Source organism: Burkholderia sp. BCC1047, from assembly GCF_902833155.1.
Lineage (GTDB): Bacteria > Pseudomonadota > Gammaproteobacteria > Burkholderiales > Burkholderiaceae > Burkholderia > Burkholderia sola.
Window position 1 is genome coordinate 62097 of record NZ_CADFEH010000012.1, and the last position, 22131, is coordinate 84227.

Consider the following 22131-nt stretch of genomic DNA (forward strand, 5'->3'; position numbering starts at 1 on the left):
AAATCGCCGGCGAATCGTTCCGGTGGATGAAGGGCGGGCGACCCGCGAAACGCGCGCGTCAATCCCGTGCACACCCGGATGCCCGTGGATTTTCGACCGGACGACAATGGCGGTTACCGTATTCCGTTCAATGAAATCGTCGAGGAGCGCCGGCATGCAGGAACCCCATTCGACCGGAACGTCGCCGGCTGCGCGTACGCCGGGCCCGGACGAGGACGCCGTCGACCCGGCCGATGCGGCCGGCGCGCCGGGCACCGGCATGCTGCAGCGCGCGTTCGCGATCCTGCGCGCGCTGGCCGGCATGCAGCAGGACGGCGTGCGCGTCACGCATCTCGCGAAGGCCGTCGGCCTCACGCAGGGCACCGCGCACCGGATCCTGCAATCGCTGATCGCCGAAGGGATGGTCGAGCAGGACGAGCAGTCGAAGCTGTACCGGCTGAGCGTCGACTTCTTCGCGCTCGCCGCGCTGGCCGGCAACCCGAGCAGCATGCGCACGCTGTGCCGGCCCGCGCTGCTGCGGCTGTGCGCGAGCCTCGGCGAAACCATCTTCCTGCTCGTGAAGAGCGGCTTCGACGCCGTGTGTCTCGACCTGTGCGAAGGGCCGTTTCCGATCCGCTCGTTTACCGGCGACATCGGCGGGCGCATCGCGCTCGGCGTCGGGCAGGGCAGCCTCGCGATCCTTGCGTTCCTGCCGGAGGCCGAACGCGAGGAGGTGATCCGCTTCAACGTGCCGCGCATCCGCGGCTACGGCGTGCTCGACGAGGTGTATCTGCGCACCGAGATCGAACGCGTGCGGCAACTCGGCTACGCGGGCCGCAACAGCGGCGTGCTCGACGGAATGGCCGGCGTCGCGGTGCCGATCCTCGATCGCACCGGCTATCCGGTCGGCGCGCTGAGCGTCGGCACGCTCGCGTCGCGGCTCGGCGACGACCGGATGCCGATGGTCGTCGAACTGCTGCGGCGGCAGGCCGACGCGATCGGCCCGCGCACGAATCCGTTCGACGCCGCGTTGCGGCGGCCGATGCACGGGTTATCGGGGAAAACCATCTAGCGCGCGTCGCGCGTCACGCGTTGCCGTTTCATCGGCTTGCTTGAGCAAACCGTTCACGTCCGGTCGACGCGCGCAGGGTCCAGCGGACCTGCGCGCTTTTGTTTTTTTAGCGGCGTCGCGGCGCACCCTGAATGACGTTTTTCGAGGGTTATACGACCTTTGAGCCATCTATCTCCCGCTCCATACTTCACGTGAACGATCGAGCCGGAACAAGCACGCAACCCCCACCGCGTGTCGCGTATCCGGCCTGGTCACTCACCACATGAAAAGGAACGGAAGATGCGACTCAGGAACAAATCGGCGCTGATCACGGGCGGCACCAGTGGCATCGGTCTTGCCACCGCGAAGCGGTTCATTGCAGAAGGCGCGCGCGTCGCGGTGACAGGGCGCGACGAGGCCGTATTCGAGCGTGTGAAGGCGGAGCTCGGCGAGCATGCACTCGTGCTCAAGGGCGACGTACGGTCGCTCGACGACATGCGCGCGATTGCCGCCGAGGTCGACGAGACGTTCGGCGGCCTGGACGTCGTGTTCGCCAACGCGGGCTGGGCTTTCCCGTCCGCCGTCAACGACATCGACGACACGCTCTACAACGACATCATGGACGTCAACGTCAAGGGCGTGGTGTTCACGCTTCAAGCGGCGCTTCCGTACTTGCGCGAGGGTTCGTCGGTGATCCTCAATACCTCGTTCGTCGATCAGACCGGCAAGCACGGCATCTCGTTGACCGCGGCGGCGAAGGCGGCCGTGCGATCGCTGGCCCGCAGCTGGTCGTACGAATTTCTCGACCGAAAAATCCGTTTCAACGCAATCGCGCCCGGCCCGATCGATACGCCGCTGCTCTCCAGGTGGGGCAAGCCCGACGCATGGGTGCGCGAGCGCAAGGCCGAATTCGCGGAAGCGAATCCGGCGGGCCGCATGGGCACGGCCGACGATATCGCGTACGCGGCGCTTTATCTCGCCAGCGACGAATCGTCGTACGTCGTCGGCACCGAGCTGGTCGTCGATGGCGGTGCGTCGCAGCTTTGAGCCGGCGCTTCACGATTCCCGAGCCCGGTACGTCATCCCGGCTTATCCCCATCCCGATTTCACGTCCGCCACGCCGTTCGCGGTGGCGCTTATTCGATCCGGCCCGGCGGGCTTGCGCTCGCTGATGGGCCGAAGTGCAAGGAGCAATCATCTTGACCGACAGTAGCGATAACCATGTGTCCGACGGACAACTCACGCGCGCAGGCCGTTCGCGCCGCGATGTCCTGAAGTTCGGCAGCGCCGCCACGCTCGGCGCCGTGCTGGGCGGCGGCGCGTTGCTCGGGCACGCGACGCCTGCGCCGGCGCAAACGAGCCGCGCAGGGCTACTCGCGCCGAACGCGCCGCTCGACATCCTGATCGTCAATTACGACGGCGGCACGCTGCTCGACTTCGCGGGCCCCAGCGAGATTTTCCACCGGCTGCCGAATACGAACGTTCGCTACGCGAGCCTCGATGGCGGCAACGTGACGCTCGAATTCGGCGTCGTGTACGGCAAGACCGAACGGCTGGCCGATATCGACAAGACCGACGTGATCCTCGTGCCGGGCGGCTCCGATTTGTCGGCGCCGATGCGGCCGGCGTATCAGGCGCAGATCCGGCGTCTCGCGGAAAGCGCGAAACACGTGACGTCGGTGTGCAACGGCTCGCTCGTGCTCGCCGCGACGGGCGTGCTCAACGGCAAGCGCAGCGCGTGCCATTGGGCGTTCGTCAACAAGCTGGCCGAATACGGCGCGATTCCCGTTCCCGATCGCTTCGTCGAGGACGACAATGGCCGCTTCATGAGCGGCGGCGGCGTGACGGCGGGCATCGACTTCGCGCTGCGCGTGGCGTCGAAGCTGCGCGGCCGGCAGGCGGCCGAGTACACGCAGCTCGTCGTCGAATACGATCCCGACCCGCCGTTCCACGCCGGTCATCCGAGAGATGCACGACCCGAACTCGTCGCGTTGGTCGACAAGAAGCTGCCCGGCGCATCAAAGGGACTCGCACGCGTTCCCGGCGTCCGCTGACACGCTTGCCGGCGACGCGTGCAGCGTCGCCGCCTCTTCAATTCAAACCCGATTCGGAAATCATTCGATGCGACAGATTCATCTTTGTACGGCCGCGCTTGCAGCGTGCGTGTCCTTTTTTGCATTCACGGCGCCGGCTGTCGCCGGTGGTGCGCAACGCCTGCCCGAAGCGGCCGTCAAGGCCGAAAACGCGCGATGGGCGGATGCCTTTGCGCGCGGCGACTACGACGCGATCGGCCGCCTCTATACCGACGACGGCACGCTCTTGCCGCCGGGGGGCGACAAAGTCACCGGGCACCGCGCGATCACCGACTACTTCATCAACGGATATGCGGGATCGAAGCCCGGCACCGTATCGTTCAGCAACTATGAGTTCTACGGTAACGACCGGGTCGTGACGGAGGTATCGGATGCGGAGGTTCGCGATCACGACGGAAAGCTCAAGGTCCGCGCGAAGCAGACGCTCATCTTCCTGAAGCAGGGCGGCACGTGGAAGCTGCATCGCGACATGTGGAACGCTTATCCGCCCGTCAAGGATTGACGACGGTTATCGACGTCCGGAGAAACGGCGCGTTGCGTACTCACGCGACTCACACGCCAATCATCCGTTGGCGAGACGTCGACCCCGCGGCGCGCTGATCGGCAGGCGATCGATCAGCGCGTTGCGTTCGACCTGCTCTCGCGTCGAACCGCTTGCGGCGGGTGTCCGAGCAGCTTGATGAAGGCTCGGCGCATCCGCTCCGGATCGGTGAAGCCGACCGCCAGCGCAATCTGCTCGATCGGTTCGCTGCCGCCCTGCAGGCGCAGCCTCGCGGCTTCGACGCGCAAGCGCTCGACCGCCCTCGCCGGCGTTTCACCGGTTTCCCGGCGAAAGGCGCGCCCGAACTGCCGCACACTCAAGCTCGCCGCGTCGGCGAGTCGCTCGACCGGCAACGTCTCGGCCAGATGTTCGCGCGCGAAATTCAGCGCGATGCGGATGCGATCCGATTCCGGCTCCATCTGCGACATCGCGGAGAACTGCGACTGCCCACCGGGCCGACGATACGGTACAACCAGCAGCCGCGAGACCTCGCGCGCGATCTCCGTGCTCATGTCGCGTTCGATCATGCCGAGCGCGAGATCGATGCCGGATGCGATGCCCGCCGACGTCCAGACGCGGCCGTCCACGACATAGATACTGTCGCCGTCGACCCGCGTGCGAGGGAAGCGCGACTGCAATTGCGCGGCGTAGCGCCAGTGCGTCGCCGCTTTCAAGCCGTCGAGCGAGCCGGTTTCCGCAAGCAGAAATGCGCCGGTACACACGCTGGCGACGCGCGACGCCTTGGCGGCCAGTTTGCTGGCCGCGGCGATATTGTCCGATGTCTGCATCGGCGCGATATCGCCGCCGACGAACACGACGGTGTCGAACGCACGCCTTCCGACCGGCTTCGTGTCGATCGAAAGGCCGGTATTGCCGGGAATCGGGCCGCCGGACGGCGAGATGACGTGAAGATCGTAGGGCGTGTGGCCGGCGGCCGTGGCGACTTGATTGAAGGCCGACAATGGGCCGCCAAGATCGAGCGCATCATAGCCGCGGCAAACGAAGAATCCAATTCGATGCATGACGAAGCAATTGATCGATAACCCCGGAATGGCGGATTTTACCGGGGGCCCCTCGAATTGTGTCGTTTGACGCGAAACGAGGGAAAAAGGTCGTTTACGCCGTCATCGATCAACTGTATTGGCTTGCGTCGCATCGATGCGATGCCGACAGAAAGCGACGCTCAGCGACGGTAGATGAACTCCAGATCGGTCGATTCGCCGACCTTGAAATCGTATGTACCGACACGCTTGAAGCCTGCCTTCTCGTAGAACGCGATGGCTTTCGCGTTGCCCGACCACACGCCCAGCCATACCGGGCCGGGACGCGTCGCGGCGAGATACGCGAGCGCGGCGTCGAACAACGCGCGTCCGGTGCCGGTGCCCTGCGTGCCGCGGCGCAGGTAGATCTGATGGATCTCGCCCGAACCGTCCGCCACTTCCGGATGCGGCAGCTTGCACGGCCCCGCATGCGCATACCCGACCAGCGTGCCGTCGTCGCCTTCCGCGACCCACGTGCGGCACTGCGGGTCGCCGAGCTGCGCGGTGATCGCGGCCACCGAGTAGGTACGGGCTTCGTACTCGGCCAGATCGTCCGGCGGGTAGTCGATGCCGAATCCGTCCTGCAGAAAGGTTTCGCGAAACGTATCGCGCTTCAATTCGGCAAGCGGGACGGCATCGGCCGGGGTCGCAACGCGGATCAACATTGAGCTTCTCTCGGTTCGGTGTCGGGCCGTCAGTTTATCGCGGGCGATGTCGAGCAGACGCGTCGTCACGTGCTAACCGGCGGCCTTGCAGTCGGACGCACGACGATCTCGTTCATGGGGACATTCGCAGGTTGCGCGATCGCTTCCGGTTCGAGCGCGATGCTGCGCATGGTCGCGCAGCCGGCTTTACGATTCGGCGGGAAAGCGCCAATTTTGCAGCGCAGCGAAACGCGGCGACGCTTACCCTGCCGCGCACGCGTAACCAACCGAAACCGCCGATGCGGCAATCATGCGGATGCCGATGGTTGACCGCCGTTGGACATGCTAGGATTTCCGTCAAACAACTCCGGAGACTGCGATGCCGTTCATCTGCGAAAACGTCGAATGTCGTGCCGTGCTGGCTCGCGGGCAGGTCAGGCACCATCAGGAGGGGGCGGGCTGGTGCTTCTACTGCCCGGACTGCAACACCCGAAACGAGTTGATGAATGTCGGCACGGTCAGCGGCCCTGTCGAGCTGGTTCAGCCGGAGCGGGCCAGCCCACCGCACAGGGTCGTCGCGACGGCCCGACCGCTGGATGACGGCCGATACGCGGCGCAGTTGAGCGTCCAGCGGGCGCTCGCCGTGAAAGGCACCTACGCGGCCGAAGAGCACTGGGATCAGCTCGGCGTATTCGGCGACGCGCAGGAAGCCGTCGCGCATGCGAAGTCTTTCGCGACGGATTTGCTGCAGCGCGTGGCATAGTCGGCAGTTTCCGTGAACGAACAAGGGGCGTCGCGCATTCGTGCGCGACGCCCCTTTGCGTTTTCCGCGCGCGTTCGTCAGTGGTCGATATCGAACGAGAAGGATGGCTTCCCGATCCGCCGAGACTTGCCGCTCTGAATCCGGCGTGCGAGAAAGCCGCGTAAGGTCATGCAGCCGGCGCCTGCACCGCGCGTGCCTGTTCGCGGGCCGCGACGAGTTCCCGGATCCGCGCACGGTCGGCCGGCGTGACCGGCGTGAAGATCACGAGGCTCAGGTCCGGGCTGCCGGTGACCGAGAACGCCGAGTATTCAAGCGCGATCCGGCCGGCTTGCGGATGGCGAATCTCCTTCGTGCCTTCGTCGTGCGTACGGATATCGTGGTCGCGCCACATCGCGTCGAATTCGGCGCTCGTCGCGCGCATCTCGTCGACGAACGCCTGCACGCTCTGCGTCGCGCCGCTGCGCGCGACGTCCGCACGAAACGCGCCGACCGCGAACCGCGCGACGCGCTCCCAGTTCGGTTGCGCGTAACGCACGCCCGCGTCGACGAAGATCAGCCGCAGGATGTTGCGCGCGGCCGGCGGCAGCGTCGCATAGTCGGTGAGCGTCGCGGCCGCCGCGTCGTTCCACGCGGCGACGTCCCACGTCGCCGTGCGGATGATCGCGGGGCTCGCGTCGAGCGAATCGAGCACGTGCTGCAGGCGCGGCGTCACGCTGGCCGGCGCGTGATAGCGCACTTCGGGCGGATGGCCGACGCCGAGCAGGAACAGGTGCTCGCGTTCGGCGTCGTTGAGCATCAGCGCGCGGGCGAGCCGGTCGAGCACGTCGGCCGACGGTGCGCCGCCGCGGCCCTGTTCGAGCCACGTGTACCACGCGGCGCTCACGTGCGCGCGCTGCGCGACTTCCTCGCGCCGCAGGCCCGGCGTGCGGCGGCGCGTGGCCGGCAGCCCGAGCGCGGCCGGGTCGAGTTTCGCGCGGCGGTCCCGCAGGTACGCGCCGAGCAGGTTGTCGGGGGCGTCAGCCATATCCTGTTAGTTCGTTTACCAGTAAACCGTCACGGCTTCACCGCGAGCGGCCATCGACCGATAGTAAGCCTCCATTTCATCCGGAGGTGCTGAACATGCGTGTCTTTGTTACGGGAGCGTCGGGATTCGTCGGCTCGGCCGTCGTCGCCGAACTCGTGGCCGCCGGGCACTCGGTGCTCGGGCTCGCGCGGTCCGATGCGGCCGCGGCAGCGGTTGCCGCAGCCGGCGCGGACGTCCATCGCGGGTCGCTGGAAGATCTCGACAGCCTGACGCGCGGCGCCGAAGCCGTCGACGCGGTGATCCACACGGGATTCAATCACGATTTCTCGCGCTTCGCGCAGAACTGCGAACTCGACCGCCGCGCGATCGAGACGATCGGCGCGGTGCTCGCCGGCTCGGCGCGGCCGCTGGTCGTCACGTCGGGCCTCGCGCTCGTCGCGCCCGGTCGCGCGGCGACCGAGGACGATCCGCACGTGCCGGTGTCGGCCCACTATCCGCGCGCGTCCGAAGCGACCGCGGTCGCGCTCGAAGCGCGCGGCGTGCATGCGTCGGTCGTGCGCTTGCCGCCGTCCGTGCACGGCGATGGCGACCACGGCTTCGTGCCGCGCCTGATTGCGTTCGCGAGGGAGAAGGGCGCATCGGCGTTCGTCGGCGACGGCGCGAACCGCTGGCCGGCCGTGCACCGGCTCGACGCGGCGCGCGTGTACCGGCTCGCGATCGAACGCGGCACGGCCGGCGCGCGCTATCACGCGGTCGACGATACGGGCGTGCCGTTCCGCGAGATCGCCGACGTGATCGGCCGGCGGCTGAACGTGCCGGTCGTCGCGAAGTCGGTGGCGGAAGCCGGCGAGCACTTCGGCTGGTTCGCGATGTTTGCGGGGATGGATGCGCCCGCAACCAGCGAGCGCACGCGAGCATCGCTCGACTGGGCGCCGACGCAGCCGCGGCTGCTGGCCGATATCGACCGGCCGCGGTATTTCGAAAGCTGACGGACGGCGCGCGGCGCGCAGCATGCGCGGCTCGGGCCGCGACGAACCCCATTCACGTCGCGGCCGCCCGCCTGCCGTGCGTCACTCGACCGGATGCAGGTCCTGCAGCAGCGTCGGCAGCAGCTCCGACACGGTCGGATGGATATGCATCGCGCGGCTGATCGTCGTGTACGGCGCGCCGGCGGCCATCACGTCGAGGATTCCGTGCACGACCTCGTCGCCGGTCACGCCCAGGATCGACGCGCCGAGAATCGCGTGGTTGTCCGCGTCGACGATTACCTTCATGAAGCCCTGGCTCTCGCCTTTCTCGACCGCCCGGCCGACGCGCGTCATCGGGCGCGTGCCGACCAGCAGCCGGCGGCCCGTCTGCTTCGCTTCCGCGAGCGTCATGCCGACGCGGCCGAGCGGCGGATCGATGTACATCGCATAGGCCATGATGCGGTCGGACACCTTGCGCGGATCGTCGTCGAGCAGGTTCGCCGCGACGATCTCGTAGTCGTTGTACGCGGTGTGCGTGAACGCGCCGCGCCCGTTGCAGTCGCCGAGCGCCCAGATGCCGGGCACGTTCGTGCGCAACTGCTCGTCGACGGTGATGTAGCCGCGCGCGTCGGTGTCGATGCCCGCGCGGTCGAGCCCCAGATCGTCGGTGTTCGGCACGCGCCCGACCGCGAGCAGCAGGTGCGAGCCCGCGACCTCGCGGCCGCCGCCCGCGCAGTCGAGGCCGACGACGATGCCGTCGCCGTCGCGGCGCGCGCTCAGGCAGTTCGCGTCGAGCTGCACGTCGATCCCTTCCTTTTCGAGGATCTCGCGCACGGCCTGCGACACGTCTTCGTCCTCGCGGCGAATCAGGCGCGAACCCTTCTCGACGATCGTGACCTTCGAGCCGAAGCGGCGGTACATCTGGCCGAATTCGAGCCCGACGTAGCTGCCGCCGACGATCACGAGATGGTCGGGCAGGAAGTCGACGTCCATCATCGTCGAGTTGGTCAGGTACGGCACCGAGTCGAGGCCCGGCATCGCGGGCACCTGCGCGCGTCCGCCGACGTTGATGAAGATCCGTTCGGCTTCGAGCACGTCATCGCCCACGCGCACCGCGTTCGCGCGTTCGAAGCGGGCATGACCCTGAAAGACGGTCGTGTGGTCGAGGCCGCGCACCCATTGCTCGACGCCGTGGTTCGAGCGGCCGGAGATCTGGTCCTTGCGCGCCTTCACAGCTTTCATGTCGACGGTGACGGGGCCGCCGACCGACACGCCGTATTCGCTGGCGCGCCGTGCGAGCTGCGCGGCGTACGCGCTCGCGATCAGCGTCTTGGTCGGGATGCAGCCGGTGTTCACGCAGGTGCCGCCGAAGCGGCCGCGCTCGACGATCGCGACTTTCATGCCGGCGCCGGCGAGCCGTGCGGCGAGCGGCGGCCCGGCCTGGCCGGTGCCGATGACGATCGCATCGAAGTGTTGCGTCATGACGTCCTCCTGTGCGGGGGCAACGAGGAAAGGGGCAGGCGCAAGCCGCATGCCGTGCCAGCGGTCGCGCGGGCGACGAGCGCCTATGGTAGACCTGTTGGCCGGGGGCCGCGAGCGGCGGGCGGGCGACGCGGCGCGTCGCATTGAAAAACGGCACCGCCGCGGGCGTGGATGCGTACCGGGAGGCTAGTCCTTGCGTTTCCACTGCCCGAACGACACCGGCCGGTGCGCGTCGGCGCGCGTGACGGTGACGTGGTCGGGCTTGTCGTCGAGCGGAAATGATTCGGTGACGATCTGGTTCGAAAAGAGCCAGCCGTGCGTGCGCGGGTCGTAGCGGAACGTGATGTAGTCGGTCCAGTGCTGGCCACACGCGACGATGTTCTGCACGGTGAAATAGCGGCCCTTCACCGACAGGCCATTGTCGGCCGCATCTTCAGGATCGAAAGGGTCGCACTGGCCGCCTTCGTTCGCGCGCAGCACGACCTGGTCGTTGCGCGTGGCGAGCCGGTAGGTGTGGTCGGCCTGTTCCTCGTAGATCAGCAGCGGGCGCGGCGACGGCTGCTCGCGCGTATCGACCGCGCGATGCACGACGACGAGAAAGCTGTGCCGCCCGTTGTCGAGATCGGGGCCGGCGTGCGCGATCAGCGGTTGGTAGCCGGCCGGCAGTTGCGCGGCGATCGACTTCGGCAGGGTGTCGGCGCGGACGCCGAACGAGAGGGCGGCGAGTAGCGGCAGCAGCAGGGCGGAAAGGCGAAGAGCGCGCATGGCGGGCGGTTTGATCGAAAGGATGAAGGGGATGAGCCGCGCGGCGTTACAGATTGCGCGCGGGAAACTCGGCGCCAGACGCCGGATTTCGGAGCGCATCGTCCTGGAATTCGACGCTGGCGGTCGGGCCCACGACGTACTCGCGAAAGATCGCTTCGACGGCGGCGGCACTGTCGGGATAGCGGGCGACGCGGATCTCGAGCATGGGGCGGCGCGGGATGACGGGAAAGGGGGCCAGCATAGCAGCGCACGGCCGCTTTCGGCCATGCGCGAAGCGTGCCAGAATCGACGGCTCGACCGTCGGAAACGACACGCAGGCGCCGGCGCAGCGGCGTCGCTCACCAAGGGGACTTCGATGACCGCATCGGCTGCCGTACTCGCCATTCTGGCTGCGCTGTTTCTCGGCGCAATGATTCCGGGCCCGAGCTTCGTGCTGGTGGCGCGCAATTCGATCGGGCTGTCGCGTCGCGACGGGCTGGCCACCGCGCTCGGCATGGGGATCGGCGGCATCGTGTTCGGCGGCGTCGCGCTGGCCGGGCTCTACACGCTGCTGCAGGCCGTCGAATGGCTGTATGTGGGCCTCAAGGTCGCGGGCGGCGTGTACCTGATCTACATGGCGTCGAAGATCTGGCGCGGCGCCGACCGGCCGATCGCGATGGACGATCCGCAGGCGATGGCGGGCGGCAGCGCGCGCAAGTCGTTCTGGACCGGCCTCACGACCCAGCTCAGCAACCCGAAGACGGCGATCTGGTACGGCAGCATCTTCGCGGCGCTGCTCCCGCAGCATCCGCCGCTGTGGTGCTACCTCGTGCTGCCGCCGCTCGTGTTCGCGGTCGAATTCGGCTGGTACACGCTCGTCGCGCTCTGCTTCTCGACGCGCCGGCCGCGCGAACTCTACCTGCGCGCGAAGAAATGGGTCGATCGCATCGCGGCCGGCGCGATCACGCTGCTCGGGCTGCGGCTGATCCTGAATGCGCCGAAAGCGGGGATCTGAGCGCTTCTTTATCGGCACGTGGCGGCGGCCGGCCATGACCGTCGCCGGTTAGCGGCGGGAATCGGCGGGGCCGCCCGGCAGCTCGCCCGAGCGCGCGTCGGCATCCCGAATTCCAAGATTACCGATTCATCGTTAGGCCATGGTCACGCGCGGCTTGCGGAACGCCCGCACCCGTCGCGGCGGCTCGGCCCGTTCATCATTCATGCCGGGCCGGCACTCCACACACAACGCATGACTTCCCGATGGCGCGGCCGCTCGCCGGCCGCCGCCGACCGTGTTTCTCGCCCGTTACCACCGCCCGCCGAGCCTTGCCCCACGGGCGTTCCCGTGTGTCGCCCGGCGCGCCGAACCGCGCCGCTTCCCCGATTCTGGCGGTCTACCGCCCGACGACGTGTAAACTGCTGCCTTTTTTGACGGTTTGCAGCATGGTGCAAGCATCTCCGCGCCCGGCGTTGAGCGGTCCGACGCTCGTTCGGCTGCTCGCGCGCCTGGCCGATGCCGACGTCGCGGAATCCCGGCAGACGCTGTCCGACCGGCTGAGCCAGTGGCTTGGCTGGACCGACGCGATCACGCTGTCGTCCGCGCTGACTGCGAGCCCGCCGGGCGTCGCGGCCGGCGTGCGCGGCTACGACGCCGAGCGCGACTGCGCGCGCGTGCGCCACGACCTCGCGCAGGCGATCACGGCCACCAACCGGCCGCGGGCGCGGCGCCGGCCCGGCGACTTGCCGCCGCCGGCCGCCGACACGGCCGATTTCGCGGACTTTCGCCAACGGTATCTGACCCTGCAGCAGGACATGGAAACGGCGATCGGCCAGTTGCGCGGCCGCCTGCGGGTCGCGCTCGCCGCGCGCTCGTCCGGAATGGCGCGGCTCGCGACGCTCGACACGATCATGGAGCGCGTGCTCGGCGCGCGCGAGCGCAGCCTGCTGTCGGCCGTGCCCGCGCTGCTCGGCACGCGCTTCGCGCGGCTGCGCGACGCGGAGCGGCAGGCGCTGGCCGAGGCTGAAGCCGTGGCCGAAGCCGCGGCCGCCGCTGCGCCCGACGCCGCCGACGCATCCGCTCCGGCCGATGAAGGCCCGGTGGCCGACACCCCGACCGTCGCGGCGATCGTGCCCGGCGCATGGCTCGATACGTTTCGCGACGAGATGCAAAGCATCCTGCTTGCCGAACTCGAAGTCCGGTTTCAAACGGTAGACGGGCTGCTCGCGGCCCTTCGCACCTGCTAATCAACACGCTATGTCCAGAATTCGCCTTGATCTCGTTGTCTTCGTCGCCGGTCTGCTCGCAGTGGGCTGGATCGGTGCCGGCTATGTCGCGTCGAACCCGCTGGCAGCGGCCGTCACGCTGCTGATCGGCGCGTGCTACGTCGCCGGCGCATGGGAGCTGCTGCGTTACCGGCAGGCGACCGCCACGCTGTCGCGCGCGGTGGCCGGCCTGACCGAGCCGCCCGCGAAGCTCGACACGTGGCTCGACACGCTGCATCCGGGCCTGCGCGGCGCGGTGCGCGCACGGGTCGAAGGCGCGCGCGTCGCGCTGCCGGGCCCGGCGCTCACGCCTTACCTCGTCGGCCTGCTGGTGCTGCTCGGCATGCTCGGCACGCTGCTCGGGATGGTCGTCACGCTGAAGGGCACGGGCGCCGCGCTCGAAAGCGCGACCGATCTCGATGCGATCCGCGCGTCGCTGATCGCGCCGGTGAAGGGGCTCGGGTTCGCGTTCGGCACGTCGATCGCCGGCGTCGCGACGTCCGCGATGCTCGGGCTGTTGTCCGCGCTCGTGCGCCGCGAGCGGATCGACGCGGCCCAGCAGCTCGACGCGAAGATCGCGACGACGCTGCGCGTGCATTCGTCCGCGCACCAGCGCGACGAATCGTTCCGGCTGCTGCAGCGCCAGGCCGACGTGATGCCGGCGCTGGTCGACCGGTTGCAGACGATGATGACCACGCTCGAGGCGCGCAGCGTCGCGTTGCACGATCGTCAGCTCGAAAACCAGCAGGCGTTTTTCGATCGGACCGAGCGAGCTTATGCGGGCCTGGCGTCGAACGTTGGCGACGCGCTGAAGGAAAGCGCCGCCGAAAGCGCGCGCGTGGCCGGCGCCGCGTTGCAGCCGGTCGTCGCCGCGACGATGACGGGGCTCGCGCAGGAGATGGCCGCGTTGCGCGATACCGTGACGGGCGCGGTGCAGCGTCAGCTCGACGGGCTGACCGAAGGCTTCGAGAAGACCACCGGCAACGTGACGGCTGTCTGGAACCGCGCGATCGACGAACACCGTCAGGCGGGCAACGCGGTCGCGCAGCAATTGCAGACGACGCTCGGCCAGTTCACCGACACGTTCGCGCAGCGTTCGTCGGATCTGCTCGACAGCGTCGCGACGCGCCTCGAATCGACCGAAGGCCGCCTGTCGGACGCATGGCGCGACGCGCTGGCGCGCCAGGAGCAGGTCGGCGCGACGCTGGCCGGCCAGCATGCGCGCGCGCTGGGTGAGGCCGCGGCAACGTTCGAACGCCATTCGGCCGCGACGCTCGCCGCGATGCAGGAGTCGCATGCCGGCTTGCAATCGCAACTCGCCGCACGCGACGAAGCGCGTCTGTCCGCGTGGAACGATTCGCTGGCTGCGATGGCCGCGAAGCTCGGCGAAGAATGGCAGCGTGCGGGCGCGCATAGCGCGGGCCGTCAGCAGGAAATCTGCGACGCGCTTGCGCAAACGACGCGTGACCTTGCTGCACAGGCTTCGACGTTCGAACAACGCTCGACCGATCTTCTGTCGACGATTCGCGATTCGCATACGGGCCTGCAATCGCAACTGGCTGCACGCGACGAAGAACGTCTGTCGGCATGGAACGATTCGCTCACCGCGATGGCCGCAAAGCTCGGCGAAGAATGGCAGCGCGCAGGCGCGCATAGCGCGGGCCGTCAGCAGGAAATCTGCGACACCCTCGCGCAAACGACGCGTGACCTTGCTGCACAGGCGTCGACGTTCGAACAACGCTCGACCGATCTGCTGTCGACGATCCGCGAGTCGCACACCGGTCTGCAATCGCAACTCGCCGCACGCGACGAAGAACGTCTGTCCGCCTGGAACGATTCGCTCACCGCGATGGCCGCGAAGCTCGGCGAAGAATGGCAGCGCGCAGGCGTGCACAGTGCCGGCCGTCAGCAGGAAATCTGCGACGCCCTCGCACAAACGACGCGCGATCTCGCCGCACAAGCGTCGACGTTCGAACAACGCTCGAACGATTTGCTGTCGACGATTCGCGAGTCGCATACGGGCCTGCAATCGCAACTGGCTGCACGCGACGAAGAACGCCTCGCCGCCTGGAACGATTCGCTCGCGGCGATGGCCGCCGCGCTGCGCGACGAATGGGCGCAGACGAGCGCGCAAGCCGCCGCGCGCCAGCAGGACATCTGCGACACGCTGACCCGCACCGCTAACGACATCACCGCGCAGGCGCAGGTGCACGCGAGCGACACGATCAACGAAATCTCGCGCCTCGTGCAGGCCGCGTCGGAAGCGCCGAAGGCCGCGGCCGACGTCGTCGCCGAGTTGCGCCAGCGCCTGTCCGACAGCATGGTTCGCGACACCGCGATGCTCGACGAACGCAGCCGCCTGCTCGCGACGCTCGAAACGCTGCTCGGCGCGGTGAACCACGCATCGACCGAACAGCGCACCGCGATCGACGCGCTCGTCAGCACGTCGGCCGATCTGCTCGACCGCGTCGGCGCGCGCTTCAACGACGCCGTCGACGCCGAAACCCGCAAGCTCGATTCGGTGGCCGCGCAGGTCACGGCGGGCGCCGTCGAAGTGGCGAGCCTCGGCGATGCGTTCGGGATGGCGGTGCAGGTGTTCGGCGAATCGAACGACAAGCTGCTGACGCATCTGCAGCGCATCGAGGCCGCGCTGGAGAAATCGCTCGCGCGCAGCGACGAACAGCTCGAGTACTACGTCGCGCAGGCGCGTGAGGTGATCGACCTGAGCGTGATGTCGCAGAAGCAGATCGTCGAAGACCTGCAGCAGCTCGCCGGCCGGCGAGCGCCCGTCGGAGCGTAACGCATGCACGACGAAATCGACGGCGGCGCGCAATCGGCGCCGGTATGGCCCGCGTTCGCCGACCTGATGTCGGTGTTGCTCGGCGCGTTCGTGCTGATCCTCGTCGGCGTGATCGGCATGCAGCTCCAGCTCACGTCGAAGCTCGAGGAAGCGGTGCGCGCACGCCAGCTCGAAGCGCAGCAGCGCAAGTCGCTCGAACAGGCACTCGCCGGGCCGCTCGCGGCCGGTCGCGTGACGCTCGTGAACGGGCGCATCGGCATCAGCGGCAACGTGCTGTTCGCGCTGAACTCCGACCAGTTGCAGCCCGCGGGCCGCGACCTGCTGAAGACGCTGGCGGTACCGCTCGCCACCTACCTGAAGACGCGCGACGAGATCCTGATGATCAGCGGCTTCGCGGACGACCAGCAGGTGCACGCGGGCAACCGCCTGTTCGCGGACAACTGGGAACTGTCGGCCAAGCGCGCGTTGACGGTCACGCGCGCGATGATCGATGCCGGCGTGCCGGCGTCGTCGGTGTTCGCGGCCGCCTTCGGTTCCGAGCAGCCGGTCAGCTCGAATGCGGACGATGAAGGCCGCGCGAAGAACCGCCGCGTGGAGATCGCGCCGGTGCCGCGCAAGTCGGCGTCGAACGGAGGAAAGGCAAAGTGACGGGCGACGCGACGCAGGTGCGCGCGACGCTCGACGCATGGCGCGAGCAGGGCGCAGACCGGCTCGATCCGGTGCGCTTTCACCGGATCGACGCGCTCGAGAAGCGCGCGGCCGTGCTCGATGGCGACGCGCGTGCGTTGCTCGATGCGCGACTTGCAACGCTGATCGAAGGGTTTGCGGAGATCGTCGCGCGCGCCGGTGAAGCCGAAGCCACGTGCGAGACGTCGGCAGGTGCGCCCGCGCGCGGCGCGCTTGCCGCGCTCGTCGCAGGGCTCGGCCGCGATGCGCAGGCCGACCGGCGCGGGCTCGATCCCGAACTGGTCGACTACTTTCGCGCGCTGTGGTCGAAGGTCCGCACCGAACAGCAGTATCGCCAGTCGCTCGACCAGGTGCCGCGCAACGCGGGGCCGCTCAATTCGAACAGCCTCGTGCACCGGTCGCTCGCGACGATGCGCGAGCTGTCGCCGGAATACCTGCAGCAGTTCCTGTCGTACGTCGATGCGCTTGCCTGGCTCGAGGATCTCGCGGGCGGCGGCGCGCAGCCCGAGAAGGAAGCGCCGCGCGCGAAGGCGGCCAAACCGGCGAGAAAGACGACGCGCGCGAAGGCGCGATAACGCCACGGCGCACGCGTTCAGCGTGTGGATCGCTTATTGGTCGGCAGTCGGGTTGTCGATCGCCGTGCGCAGCGCGTGCAATGCTTCGACGAGTGCCGACGCGAACGGCGGATGTGCGGCGATGCCCGCCGCGTCGAGCTGGCTGCCGAGGATCGGCAGCGCGATCGATGCGGGCTCGACGATGCGCGCCGACATCACCGACAGCGTTTCGCGCAGCGCCGCGTCCGCATGCGTCGCGCGCGGCGACGCATTCAGCACCGCTACCGGCTTGTACACGACGGCCTCGCATCCCACGATCCAGTCCAATGCGTTCTTCATCACGCCCGTCACGCCGTGCGCGTATTCGGGGCTGGCGATCAGCACGCCGTCGGCCGCGTTCAGGCGGTCGATCAGATCGCGCACCGCGGCGGGCGTCGGGTATGCGGCATCGGGATTGAACAGCGGGAATTCGCCGAGACGATCGAAGCGCGTGATGCGCATGCCGTGCGATGCGACGCGCGCGGCTGCGTCGAGCAGTGCGGCGTTGTACGACTGCGCGCGCAGGCTGCCGCATAGCGCGACGATGTCGATGCGGCGCTCGGAAGCGGTTCGGGTTTCGTTGGCCATCGCGGAACGTGGGTAGGTGGCTCGCGCGGCGGCGGCGCGCGACTCCGGCGAATTATCGCATCGGTGCGTGAGCCACATGAGTCACGTGAGCCGCGCGAGCGACGAGCCGCGCGTGGCCGACGCTTCGCACGGGATGTCGTTCGTGTTCGCTGCGCCGCACATTCGCGTTCGCATATTCGGCGGCATCGACGCCGGTCATCCCGACCGCACGCGCGAATTCTCTGATTCCCCACCCATTCCCGAGCAACAGCCGCCGCGTATGCAGCGCCCCGTGCACGTCGTCGGCGACGGTTTCGCCGAGATAACGCAGCGCGCGACCTTCGACATCGACGAAGCCATGCGCGTAATTCTGCGCGAGGGCCGTCCACAACTGCGCGGCGCCGACCGACTGGCGCGCGCCGCTGATCAGACACAGGCCCGCGTCGAGCCCCCATCGATACAGCGTCGTCGCAAGGCCCTTGCGTTGGGCAGACCCGCGCAGCCGCGTATGCGGCGCGCGCAGGTAGCGGTCCGCGCGGCGCGGGATTTCGGGAAGCCGGTTGAACACCGTATAGCCGGCGAGCTGACGCGCGGCCGGATCCTCGACGTAAAGGAAGTATTCGCCATCTGCCTCGCGGTGCCGGACGATGAGGCCCGAGCGCCCGAGCGCGACGGCCGGCAGCCCGTACAGGCGATGGCCGGGCTGGTGCAGGCGTTCATAAAGGGTGTCGAGTTCGTCGTCGATGTCGTGTTGGGAATGCTGTACGTCGATACGCATGGCAAAAGGCGCCCGTCCCGGGCGCATCGAGAAAGGGGTTCATTGCAACGGGGAACGGAAATGGAAGCGGCCCCCGGGCTCGGCGAAGCGAGCCGGGGCCGCGAATCAGCTGGGGATGTGCTGGAAACCGGCGGCGATCGCGGCGAGGCCCGCGATGCAGAGTGCGAACAAGATCAGGACTTTATGGATCACGCCTCTTTCCCCATGAATGCGCGGCGCCGGCGGGCAGCGTCGCGGAGACGGTGAGCGGCGGGCACGGCCCGCACGGCCGTCGTGCGGGACGACGGTCGGGGCGTCCGGGCGGCAGGCGCGGACGGTCAGCACCATACGCGACGGGCAACGAGCGGGCAATCGGACTGACGGAGAAAAGCGATGAAACGCGACGAATCGCGGTGTTTCGCGACAATTGGCCGCACGGTGCGCGTTGAAACGTCCGGAGATCCACGCGAAAGCGCATCGTCAACCGGCAGCGCGCGTACGTGCAAACGTGTCGTTGCGGGGGGCGAACGCCGCGACAGGTCGACATTCGCGCGAGGACAGGAGCGGCGTGGACGACCGCCCCGGTTGCCGCGTCAGACCGCCTGCCGCCCGCCGAACGCGTGCCGGATCCGCGCGAACAACCCGTGTTGCGCGATCCATTCCGCATACGCGCGATAGTCGGGATCGCGCATCAGGTGACGCTCTTCCGTCTTCGCGCGCGTGTAGTAGATCAGGTTGACCGCGACGAGCCCCGCGCAGTGCATCAGCCCGATCTGCCAGCCGAGCGGTTCGACGAACGGCACCGACACCATCCAGTACGACAGGTTCTTCGTGATGTACGCCGGATGCTTCGTGAAGCGGTACGGGCCCGACGTGATGATCCCGCGGTTGGTGAGGTTCGAGAACCGCAGCCCGAACGAGATCGTGCACAGCGCGTAGGTCAGCAGCAGCAGGATGATCGTCGTGCCCCAGATCACGCGCAGCGTCGGCGCCGACAGCAGCCAGTTGTCCCAGAACAGCGAGCCTTCGTAGCGGATGTAGTTGTTCGAGATCAGCGACCAGAACGGCTGGTAGCAGATCAGCGCGGCGACCCAGCCGAGCGTCGTCGGCTCGACGGTGCGCACGTGGCTGTCGAGGATGCGGAACGTGCACAGGTAGCCGACGGTGCCGAACATCAGGTCCATCGTGAACGACAGGTCGTACATGAACACGAAGGTCGCGATCGTCATCGGCGCATGCATCGCGTTCGCGAGCGACGCGCTCAGGTGATCGGCATCCTTCGACAGGTAGACGGTCATCAGCGGCAGGAAGAACGCCTTCACGCCCCAGCCGGCCAGCATCTCGCGCACCGGTTTCCAGCTCGCGGGCCGCGCGCGGCGGAACAGGAAGCGGCCCCACAGCAGATACGCGTCGTCGGTCTCGCGCTGGTGACGGTCCATCCACGCGAAGTAGAACGGCGCAGCGACGATCACGTACGGCGCGAGCGAGCGCAGCAGCGACCAGAACGGCAGGTAGAACGCGCCGTGGTATTCGGGCAGCAGCCAGTAGATCGCGCCGATACCCGCGTAGATCGACGTCAGCGCGCCGAGCCGCGTCGCCACGCGCGCGATGCCGAGCGGCCGGACGGCCTGCCGCGACAGCCCCGCGCTCGGGCGCAGGTAGACGCGCGAGATGAAGAGTTCGTGCAGCGCGATCGTGCCGATGATCGCGAGGCTCGCGATGACCGCGCGCGTGGCCGCGTCGAGGGCCGGGTGGTCGCGCGTGACCCACAGCGCGAAGAGTCCGGCCGCGATGCCGAGCAGGCCGGCGCGCAACGGCGTGGCGGAACGGGGTGGGCGGTCCGGGGCAGCGACGATGCCGTCGAGCGTGGAGTTCATGATCGGATCCTCGTAGGGATGAGGGCCGGCGCCCCCGCTTGGCGGGTGACGCCGGCCGTCGGCCGGGCTGTTTATGGATGCGCGCCCGGCCATTGGCCTGTCGTTCTGATATGTGATGCGTTGACGCTTACTTCTTGGTGACGCCGCCCAGCAGACCGCCGAGCAGGTTCGTCACCGGCGACAGCAGATTGCCGGTGCCGCTGGCGGTGCCGCCGCTCGTGCCGCCGGTCAGGCCGGTCACCACGGAGCCGCTGCCGCCCGGCGTCGTCACGGTGCCGGTTGCACCGCCAGGGCTGACCGTGCCGATGGCGCCGGCCGAGCCGGCCGGCGTGCCGAGCGCACCCGTGAGCGTGCCGACCGGGCCGCTCGTCAGCACGCCGTCGAGCGTGCCGGACAGGTTGCCGCCCGGCGTCGTGACGGTGCCGGTGAGGCTCGCGCCGAGCGGTGTCAGCGAGTTGACGAGGTTGGTGACCGGCGCGAGCAGGCCGCCGACGCCTGCGCCGCTCGTCCCACTCGTCCCGCCGGTGCCGCTCGAGCCGATGCTGCCGAGCGCACCCGTCACCGTGCCGAGCAGCCCGGTGATCGGCGCGAGCGGGCCGCCGCTGGTACCGCTCGTGCCGCCTGAGCCGCTCGAACTGCTGCCGCCGCCGAGTGCGCCCGTCAGCGAACCGAGCACGCCCGTGATCGGCGCGAGCGGATTGGTGCCGCTGCTGGAGCTGCCGCTGGACAGCAGGCCGCCGGCCGATGTCACCGTGTTGCCGAGTTGGGACACGCTGCTGCCGGCGCTCGTGCCGACCGGGTTGCCGGTTGCGCCGCCGACCTGCGAACCGGCGAGGCCGAGGCCGCTGCCGAGCGTGCTCAGCAAGCTGTTGAGCGGGGCGCCGAGCAGGGTCGCGTTGCCGAGCGTCTGCGTGACGCCCGGCGTCGTGACGCCGCCGGTCAGCGTGTTCGTGATCGGGTTGATCACGCTGCCGAGCTGCGTCTCGAGTTGCTGCACCGGCGCGCTGTTCAGCGCCGTGTTCAGCGCCGATGCGGTCGAGTTGACCGCGGTGCCGACCGTGTTGACGAGACTGCCGACGAGGGTCGTCGCCGGCGCGAGCGGCGACAGCGGACCGGTGCCGAGGCTCGTCACGGCATTGCCGAGGTTGTTGACCGCGCCGCCGGCGCCGGTCAGCAGGCCGGTGGTCGACGTGAGCGTCGGCCCGAGCGGGTTCGGCGACACGCCGATCGAACCGAGGCCGGCCGCGACGCCGTTGCCGAGCGATTGCACGCCGCTACCAAGACTGCTGACCGCGTTGCCGACGCTGTTGACCGTCGTCGCGTTCGTGCCGGGAATCTGCACGCCGCCGATCTGACTGCCGCCGTTCACGACCGTCGTGCCGAGCGCCGTCACGAGGTTGCCGGATTGCTGAAGGACATTGCCGAGGGGGGTGACGCTGGTGCCCGACGTGCCCGACGTGCCCGACGTGCCCGAAGTACCCGAAGTACCCGAAGTACCCGAAGTACCCGAAGTACCCGAAGTACCCGAAGTACCCGAAGTACCCGAAGTACCCGAAGTACCCGAAGTACCCGAAGTACCCGAGGTGCCGGAAGTGCCTGAGGTACCGGAAGTGCCCGACGTGCCGGAAGTGCCCGAGGTACCGGAAGTGCCCGACGTACCGGAAGTGCCCGACGTACCGGAAGTGCCGGAAGTACCGGAAGTGCCCGAAGTACCGGAAGTGCCCGAGGTGCCGGAAGTGCCCGAGGTGCCGGAAGTGCCGGAAGTGCCGGAAGTGCCCGACGTACCGGAAGTACCCGACGTACCGGAAGTACCCGACGTACCGGAAGTGCCCGACGTGCCAGAGGTACCTGACGTACCGGAAGTACCCGAGGTGCCGGATGTGCCCGAAGTCCCCGAGGTACCCGAGGTGCCCGAGGTACCCGAGGTACCCGAGGTACCCGAGGTACCCGAGGTACCCGAGGTACCCGAAGTCCCCGACGTACCAGAGGTCCCCGACGACCCCGAACTACCGCCGCCCGACGTCCCCGACGAACCGCCGCCCGACGTCCCGGATGTCCCCGACGTGCCGCTCGTCCCGGACGTGCTCGGCTTGATGGTCGGCGTCGTCGGTCCATCGACCGAGCCGCAGCCGTACAGCGCGAGCAGTGACGAGACGGCCATCGTTACCGTCGTCTTCTTGATGAGAATGTGCATGTTGGCCTCGACATTGGAAGTGTGTCCCAGCCTTCACTGCAAATTCCGCGCCACGGCGTGTTTCGCGA

The 22131-nt window shown here is 68.4% G+C and carries 22 protein-coding genes; 12 read left to right on the forward strand and 10 right to left on the reverse strand.

What is annotated here, in order from left to right; all coding sequences use genetic code 11:
• Positions 1-154: 154 nt before the first annotated feature.
• The 4 genes from HWX55_RS14815 to HWX55_RS14830 all read left to right on the forward strand — a co-directional run bounded on the left by HWX55_RS14815 (position 155) and on the right by HWX55_RS14830 (position 3625).
• A complete protein-coding gene (locus HWX55_RS14815; protein ID WP_175976237.1) occupies positions 155-1051 on the forward strand; it encodes an IclR family transcriptional regulator in 897 nt (298 codons plus the stop codon).
• A 279-nt stretch (positions 1052-1330) separates the two neighbouring features.
• Positions 1331-2077: an SDR family oxidoreductase gene (locus tag HWX55_RS14820; RefSeq protein ID WP_175976238.1), complete on the forward strand. Its 747-nt coding sequence runs from the start codon at positions 1331-1333 to the stop codon at positions 2075-2077.
• 152 nt (positions 2078-2229) lie between these two features.
• The gene (locus tag HWX55_RS14825) at positions 2230-3084 is read left to right on the forward strand and encodes a DJ-1/PfpI family protein (protein WP_175976239.1); all 855 of its coding nucleotides are present in this window, start codon (positions 2230-2232) and stop codon (positions 3082-3084) included.
• 67 nt (positions 3085-3151) lie between these two features.
• Entirely contained in the window at positions 3152-3625 is a 474-nt protein-coding gene (locus tag HWX55_RS14830) for a DUF4440 domain-containing protein (protein ID WP_175976240.1), read from the forward strand.
• A 113-nt stretch (positions 3626-3738) separates the two neighbouring features.
• On the opposite strand, the gene HWX55_RS14835 is transcribed toward HWX55_RS14830, so the two are convergent.
• Entirely contained in the window at positions 3739-4626 is an 888-nt protein-coding gene (locus HWX55_RS14835) for a helix-turn-helix domain-containing protein (RefSeq protein WP_244140575.1), read from the reverse strand.
• Between HWX55_RS14835 and HWX55_RS36105 the strand changes: the two genes are divergently transcribed.
• Positions 4570-4707, forward strand: coding sequence for a hypothetical protein (locus HWX55_RS36105; protein ID WP_235356241.1), 138 nt, complete (start codon positions 4570-4572; stop codon positions 4705-4707). The two genes, HWX55_RS14835 and HWX55_RS36105, sit on opposite strands and share 57 nt — an antisense overlap.
• A gap of 140 nt (positions 4708-4847) precedes the next feature.
• Here HWX55_RS36105 and HWX55_RS14840 read toward each other — a convergent pair whose 3' ends face one another.
• Positions 4848-5369: a GNAT family N-acetyltransferase gene (locus HWX55_RS14840; RefSeq protein ID WP_175976242.1), complete on the reverse strand. Its 522-nt coding sequence runs from the start codon at positions 5367-5369 to the stop codon at positions 4848-4850.
• A gap of 358 nt (positions 5370-5727) precedes the next feature.
• Here HWX55_RS14840 and HWX55_RS14845 point away from each other — a divergent pair, with 358 nt between their 5' ends.
• The gene (locus HWX55_RS14845) at positions 5728-6111 is read left to right on the forward strand and encodes a hypothetical protein (protein ID WP_050014449.1); all 384 of its coding nucleotides are present in this window, start codon (positions 5728-5730) and stop codon (positions 6109-6111) included.
• A gap of 166 nt (positions 6112-6277) precedes the next feature.
• On the opposite strand, the gene HWX55_RS14850 is transcribed toward HWX55_RS14845, so the two are convergent.
• Positions 6278-7135 carry a helix-turn-helix transcriptional regulator gene (locus HWX55_RS14850; RefSeq protein WP_175976243.1) on the reverse strand — a complete coding sequence of 286 codons (858 nt, stop codon included), beginning with the start codon at positions 7133-7135 and terminating at the stop codon, positions 6278-6280.
• A gap of 95 nt (positions 7136-7230) precedes the next feature.
• Between HWX55_RS14850 and HWX55_RS14855 the strand changes: the two genes are divergently transcribed.
• Positions 7231-8124, forward strand: coding sequence for an SDR family oxidoreductase (locus HWX55_RS14855; protein WP_175976244.1), 894 nt, complete (start codon positions 7231-7233; stop codon positions 8122-8124).
• A gap of 81 nt (positions 8125-8205) precedes the next feature.
• Here HWX55_RS14855 and HWX55_RS14860 read toward each other — a convergent pair whose 3' ends face one another.
• The 3 genes from HWX55_RS14860 to HWX55_RS14870 all read right to left on the reverse strand — a co-directional run bounded on the left by HWX55_RS14860 (position 8206) and on the right by HWX55_RS14870 (position 10555).
• Positions 8206-9585: an FAD-containing oxidoreductase gene (locus tag HWX55_RS14860; protein WP_175976245.1), complete on the reverse strand. Its 1380-nt coding sequence runs from the start codon at positions 9583-9585 to the stop codon at positions 8206-8208.
• Between the two features lie 186 nt (positions 9586-9771).
• Complete coding sequence (locus HWX55_RS14865) at positions 9772-10350, reverse strand: hypothetical protein (protein ID WP_175976246.1); 579 nt, start codon at positions 10348-10350, stop codon at positions 9772-9774.
• Positions 10351-10396: 46 nt separating this feature from the next.
• Positions 10397-10555 (reverse strand): hypothetical protein, encoded by a 159-nt coding sequence (locus HWX55_RS14870; RefSeq protein ID WP_244140576.1) that lies wholly within the window; start codon positions 10553-10555, stop codon positions 10397-10399.
• Positions 10556-10705: 150 nt separating this feature from the next.
• On the opposite strand from HWX55_RS14870, the gene HWX55_RS14875 reads away from it, so the two are divergent.
• The 5 genes from HWX55_RS14875 (at position 10706) to HWX55_RS14895 (ending at position 16650) form a co-directional block, all read left to right on the forward strand.
• A complete protein-coding gene (locus tag HWX55_RS14875; RefSeq protein ID WP_027805824.1) occupies positions 10706-11344 on the forward strand; it encodes a LysE family translocator in 639 nt (212 codons plus the stop codon).
• 425 nt (positions 11345-11769) lie between these two features.
• Positions 11770-12570, forward strand: a complete 801-nt coding sequence (locus HWX55_RS14880; RefSeq protein ID WP_175976247.1) for a DUF3348 domain-containing protein — start codon at positions 11770-11772, stop codon at positions 12568-12570.
• A 10-nt stretch (positions 12571-12580) separates the two neighbouring features.
• On the forward strand, positions 12581-15388 hold the full coding sequence (locus tag HWX55_RS14885) for a DUF802 domain-containing protein (protein WP_175976248.1): 2808 nt from the start codon (positions 12581-12583) through the stop codon (positions 15386-15388).
• Positions 15389-15391: 3 nt separating this feature from the next.
• A complete protein-coding gene (locus tag HWX55_RS14890; RefSeq protein ID WP_050014458.1) occupies positions 15392-16036 on the forward strand; it encodes an OmpA family protein in 645 nt (214 codons plus the stop codon).
• Positions 16033-16650: a DUF2894 domain-containing protein gene (locus tag HWX55_RS14895; protein WP_175976249.1), complete on the forward strand. Its 618-nt coding sequence runs from the start codon at positions 16033-16035 to the stop codon at positions 16648-16650. The genes HWX55_RS14890 and HWX55_RS14895 overlap by 4 nt, the downstream gene beginning before the upstream one ends.
• Before the next feature lie 33 nt (positions 16651-16683).
• Here the strand turns inward: HWX55_RS14895 and HWX55_RS14900 are convergent, their stop codons facing one another.
• The 4 genes from HWX55_RS14900 to HWX55_RS14915 all read right to left on the reverse strand — a co-directional run bounded on the left by HWX55_RS14900 (position 16684) and on the right by HWX55_RS14915 (position 22063).
• Positions 16684-17256: an NADPH-dependent FMN reductase gene (locus HWX55_RS14900; RefSeq protein ID WP_175976250.1), complete on the reverse strand. Its 573-nt coding sequence runs from the start codon at positions 17254-17256 to the stop codon at positions 16684-16686.
• A 52-nt stretch (positions 17257-17308) separates the two neighbouring features.
• Positions 17309-18013, reverse strand: a complete 705-nt coding sequence (locus tag HWX55_RS14905) for a histone acetyltransferase (protein WP_175976251.1) — start codon at positions 18011-18013, stop codon at positions 17309-17311.
• Between the two features lie 572 nt (positions 18014-18585).
• A complete protein-coding gene (locus HWX55_RS14910; RefSeq protein ID WP_175976252.1) occupies positions 18586-19869 on the reverse strand; it encodes an isoprenylcysteine carboxylmethyltransferase family protein in 1284 nt (427 codons plus the stop codon).
• A gap of 127 nt (positions 19870-19996) precedes the next feature.
• Complete coding sequence (locus tag HWX55_RS14915; protein ID WP_175976253.1) at positions 19997-22063, reverse strand: collagen-like triple helix repeat-containing protein; 2067 nt, start codon at positions 22061-22063, stop codon at positions 19997-19999.
• Between the last annotated feature and the right edge of the window lie 68 nt (positions 22064-22131).

Bases quoted from the DNA above. Each gene is read 5' to 3' on its own strand.
- HWX55_RS14815 (WP_175976237.1), top strand. From the start codon at position 155: ATGCAGGAACCCCATTCGACCGGAACGTCGCCGGCTGCGCGTACGCCG.
- HWX55_RS14820 (WP_175976238.1), top strand. From the start codon at position 1,331: ATGCGACTCAGGAACAAATCGGCGCTGATCACGGGCGGCACCAGTGGC.
- HWX55_RS14830 (WP_175976240.1), top strand. From the start codon at position 3,152: ATGCGACAGATTCATCTTTGTACGGCCGCGCTTGCAGCGTGCGTGTCC.
- HWX55_RS14840 (WP_175976242.1), bottom strand. From the start codon at position 5,369: ATGTTGATCCGCGTTGCGACCCCGGCCGATGCCGTCCCGCTTGCCGAA.
- HWX55_RS14845 (WP_050014449.1), top strand. From the start codon at position 5,728: ATGCCGTTCATCTGCGAAAACGTCGAATGTCGTGCCGTGCTGGCTCGC.
- HWX55_RS14850 (WP_175976243.1), bottom strand. From the start codon at position 7,135: ATGGCTGACGCCCCCGACAACCTGCTCGGCGCGTACCTGCGGGACCGC.
- HWX55_RS14855 (WP_175976244.1), top strand. From the start codon at position 7,231: ATGCGTGTCTTTGTTACGGGAGCGTCGGGATTCGTCGGCTCGGCCGTC.
- HWX55_RS14860 (WP_175976245.1), bottom strand. From the start codon at position 9,585: ATGACGCAACACTTCGATGCGATCGTCATCGGCACCGGCCAGGCCGGG.
- HWX55_RS14865 (WP_175976246.1), bottom strand. From the start codon at position 10,350: ATGCGCGCTCTTCGCCTTTCCGCCCTGCTGCTGCCGCTACTCGCCGCC.
- HWX55_RS14870 (WP_244140576.1), bottom strand. From the start codon at position 10,555: ATGCTCGAGATCCGCGTCGCCCGCTATCCCGACAGTGCCGCCGCCGTC.
- HWX55_RS14875 (WP_027805824.1), top strand. From the start codon at position 10,706: ATGACCGCATCGGCTGCCGTACTCGCCATTCTGGCTGCGCTGTTTCTC.
- HWX55_RS14880 (WP_175976247.1), top strand. From the start codon at position 11,770: ATGGTGCAAGCATCTCCGCGCCCGGCGTTGAGCGGTCCGACGCTCGTT.
- HWX55_RS14885 (WP_175976248.1), top strand. From the start codon at position 12,581: ATGTCCAGAATTCGCCTTGATCTCGTTGTCTTCGTCGCCGGTCTGCTC.
- HWX55_RS14890 (WP_050014458.1), top strand. From the start codon at position 15,392: ATGCACGACGAAATCGACGGCGGCGCGCAATCGGCGCCGGTATGGCCC.
- HWX55_RS14900 (WP_175976250.1), bottom strand. From the start codon at position 17,256: ATGGCCAACGAAACCCGAACCGCTTCCGAGCGCCGCATCGACATCGTC.
- HWX55_RS14905 (WP_175976251.1), bottom strand. From the start codon at position 18,013: ATGCGTATCGACGTACAGCATTCCCAACACGACATCGACGACGAACTC.
- HWX55_RS14910 (WP_175976252.1), bottom strand. From the start codon at position 19,869: ATGAACTCCACGCTCGACGGCATCGTCGCTGCCCCGGACCGCCCACCC.
- HWX55_RS14915 (WP_175976253.1), bottom strand. From the start codon at position 22,063: ATGCACATTCTCATCAAGAAGACGACGGTAACGATGGCCGTCTCGTCA.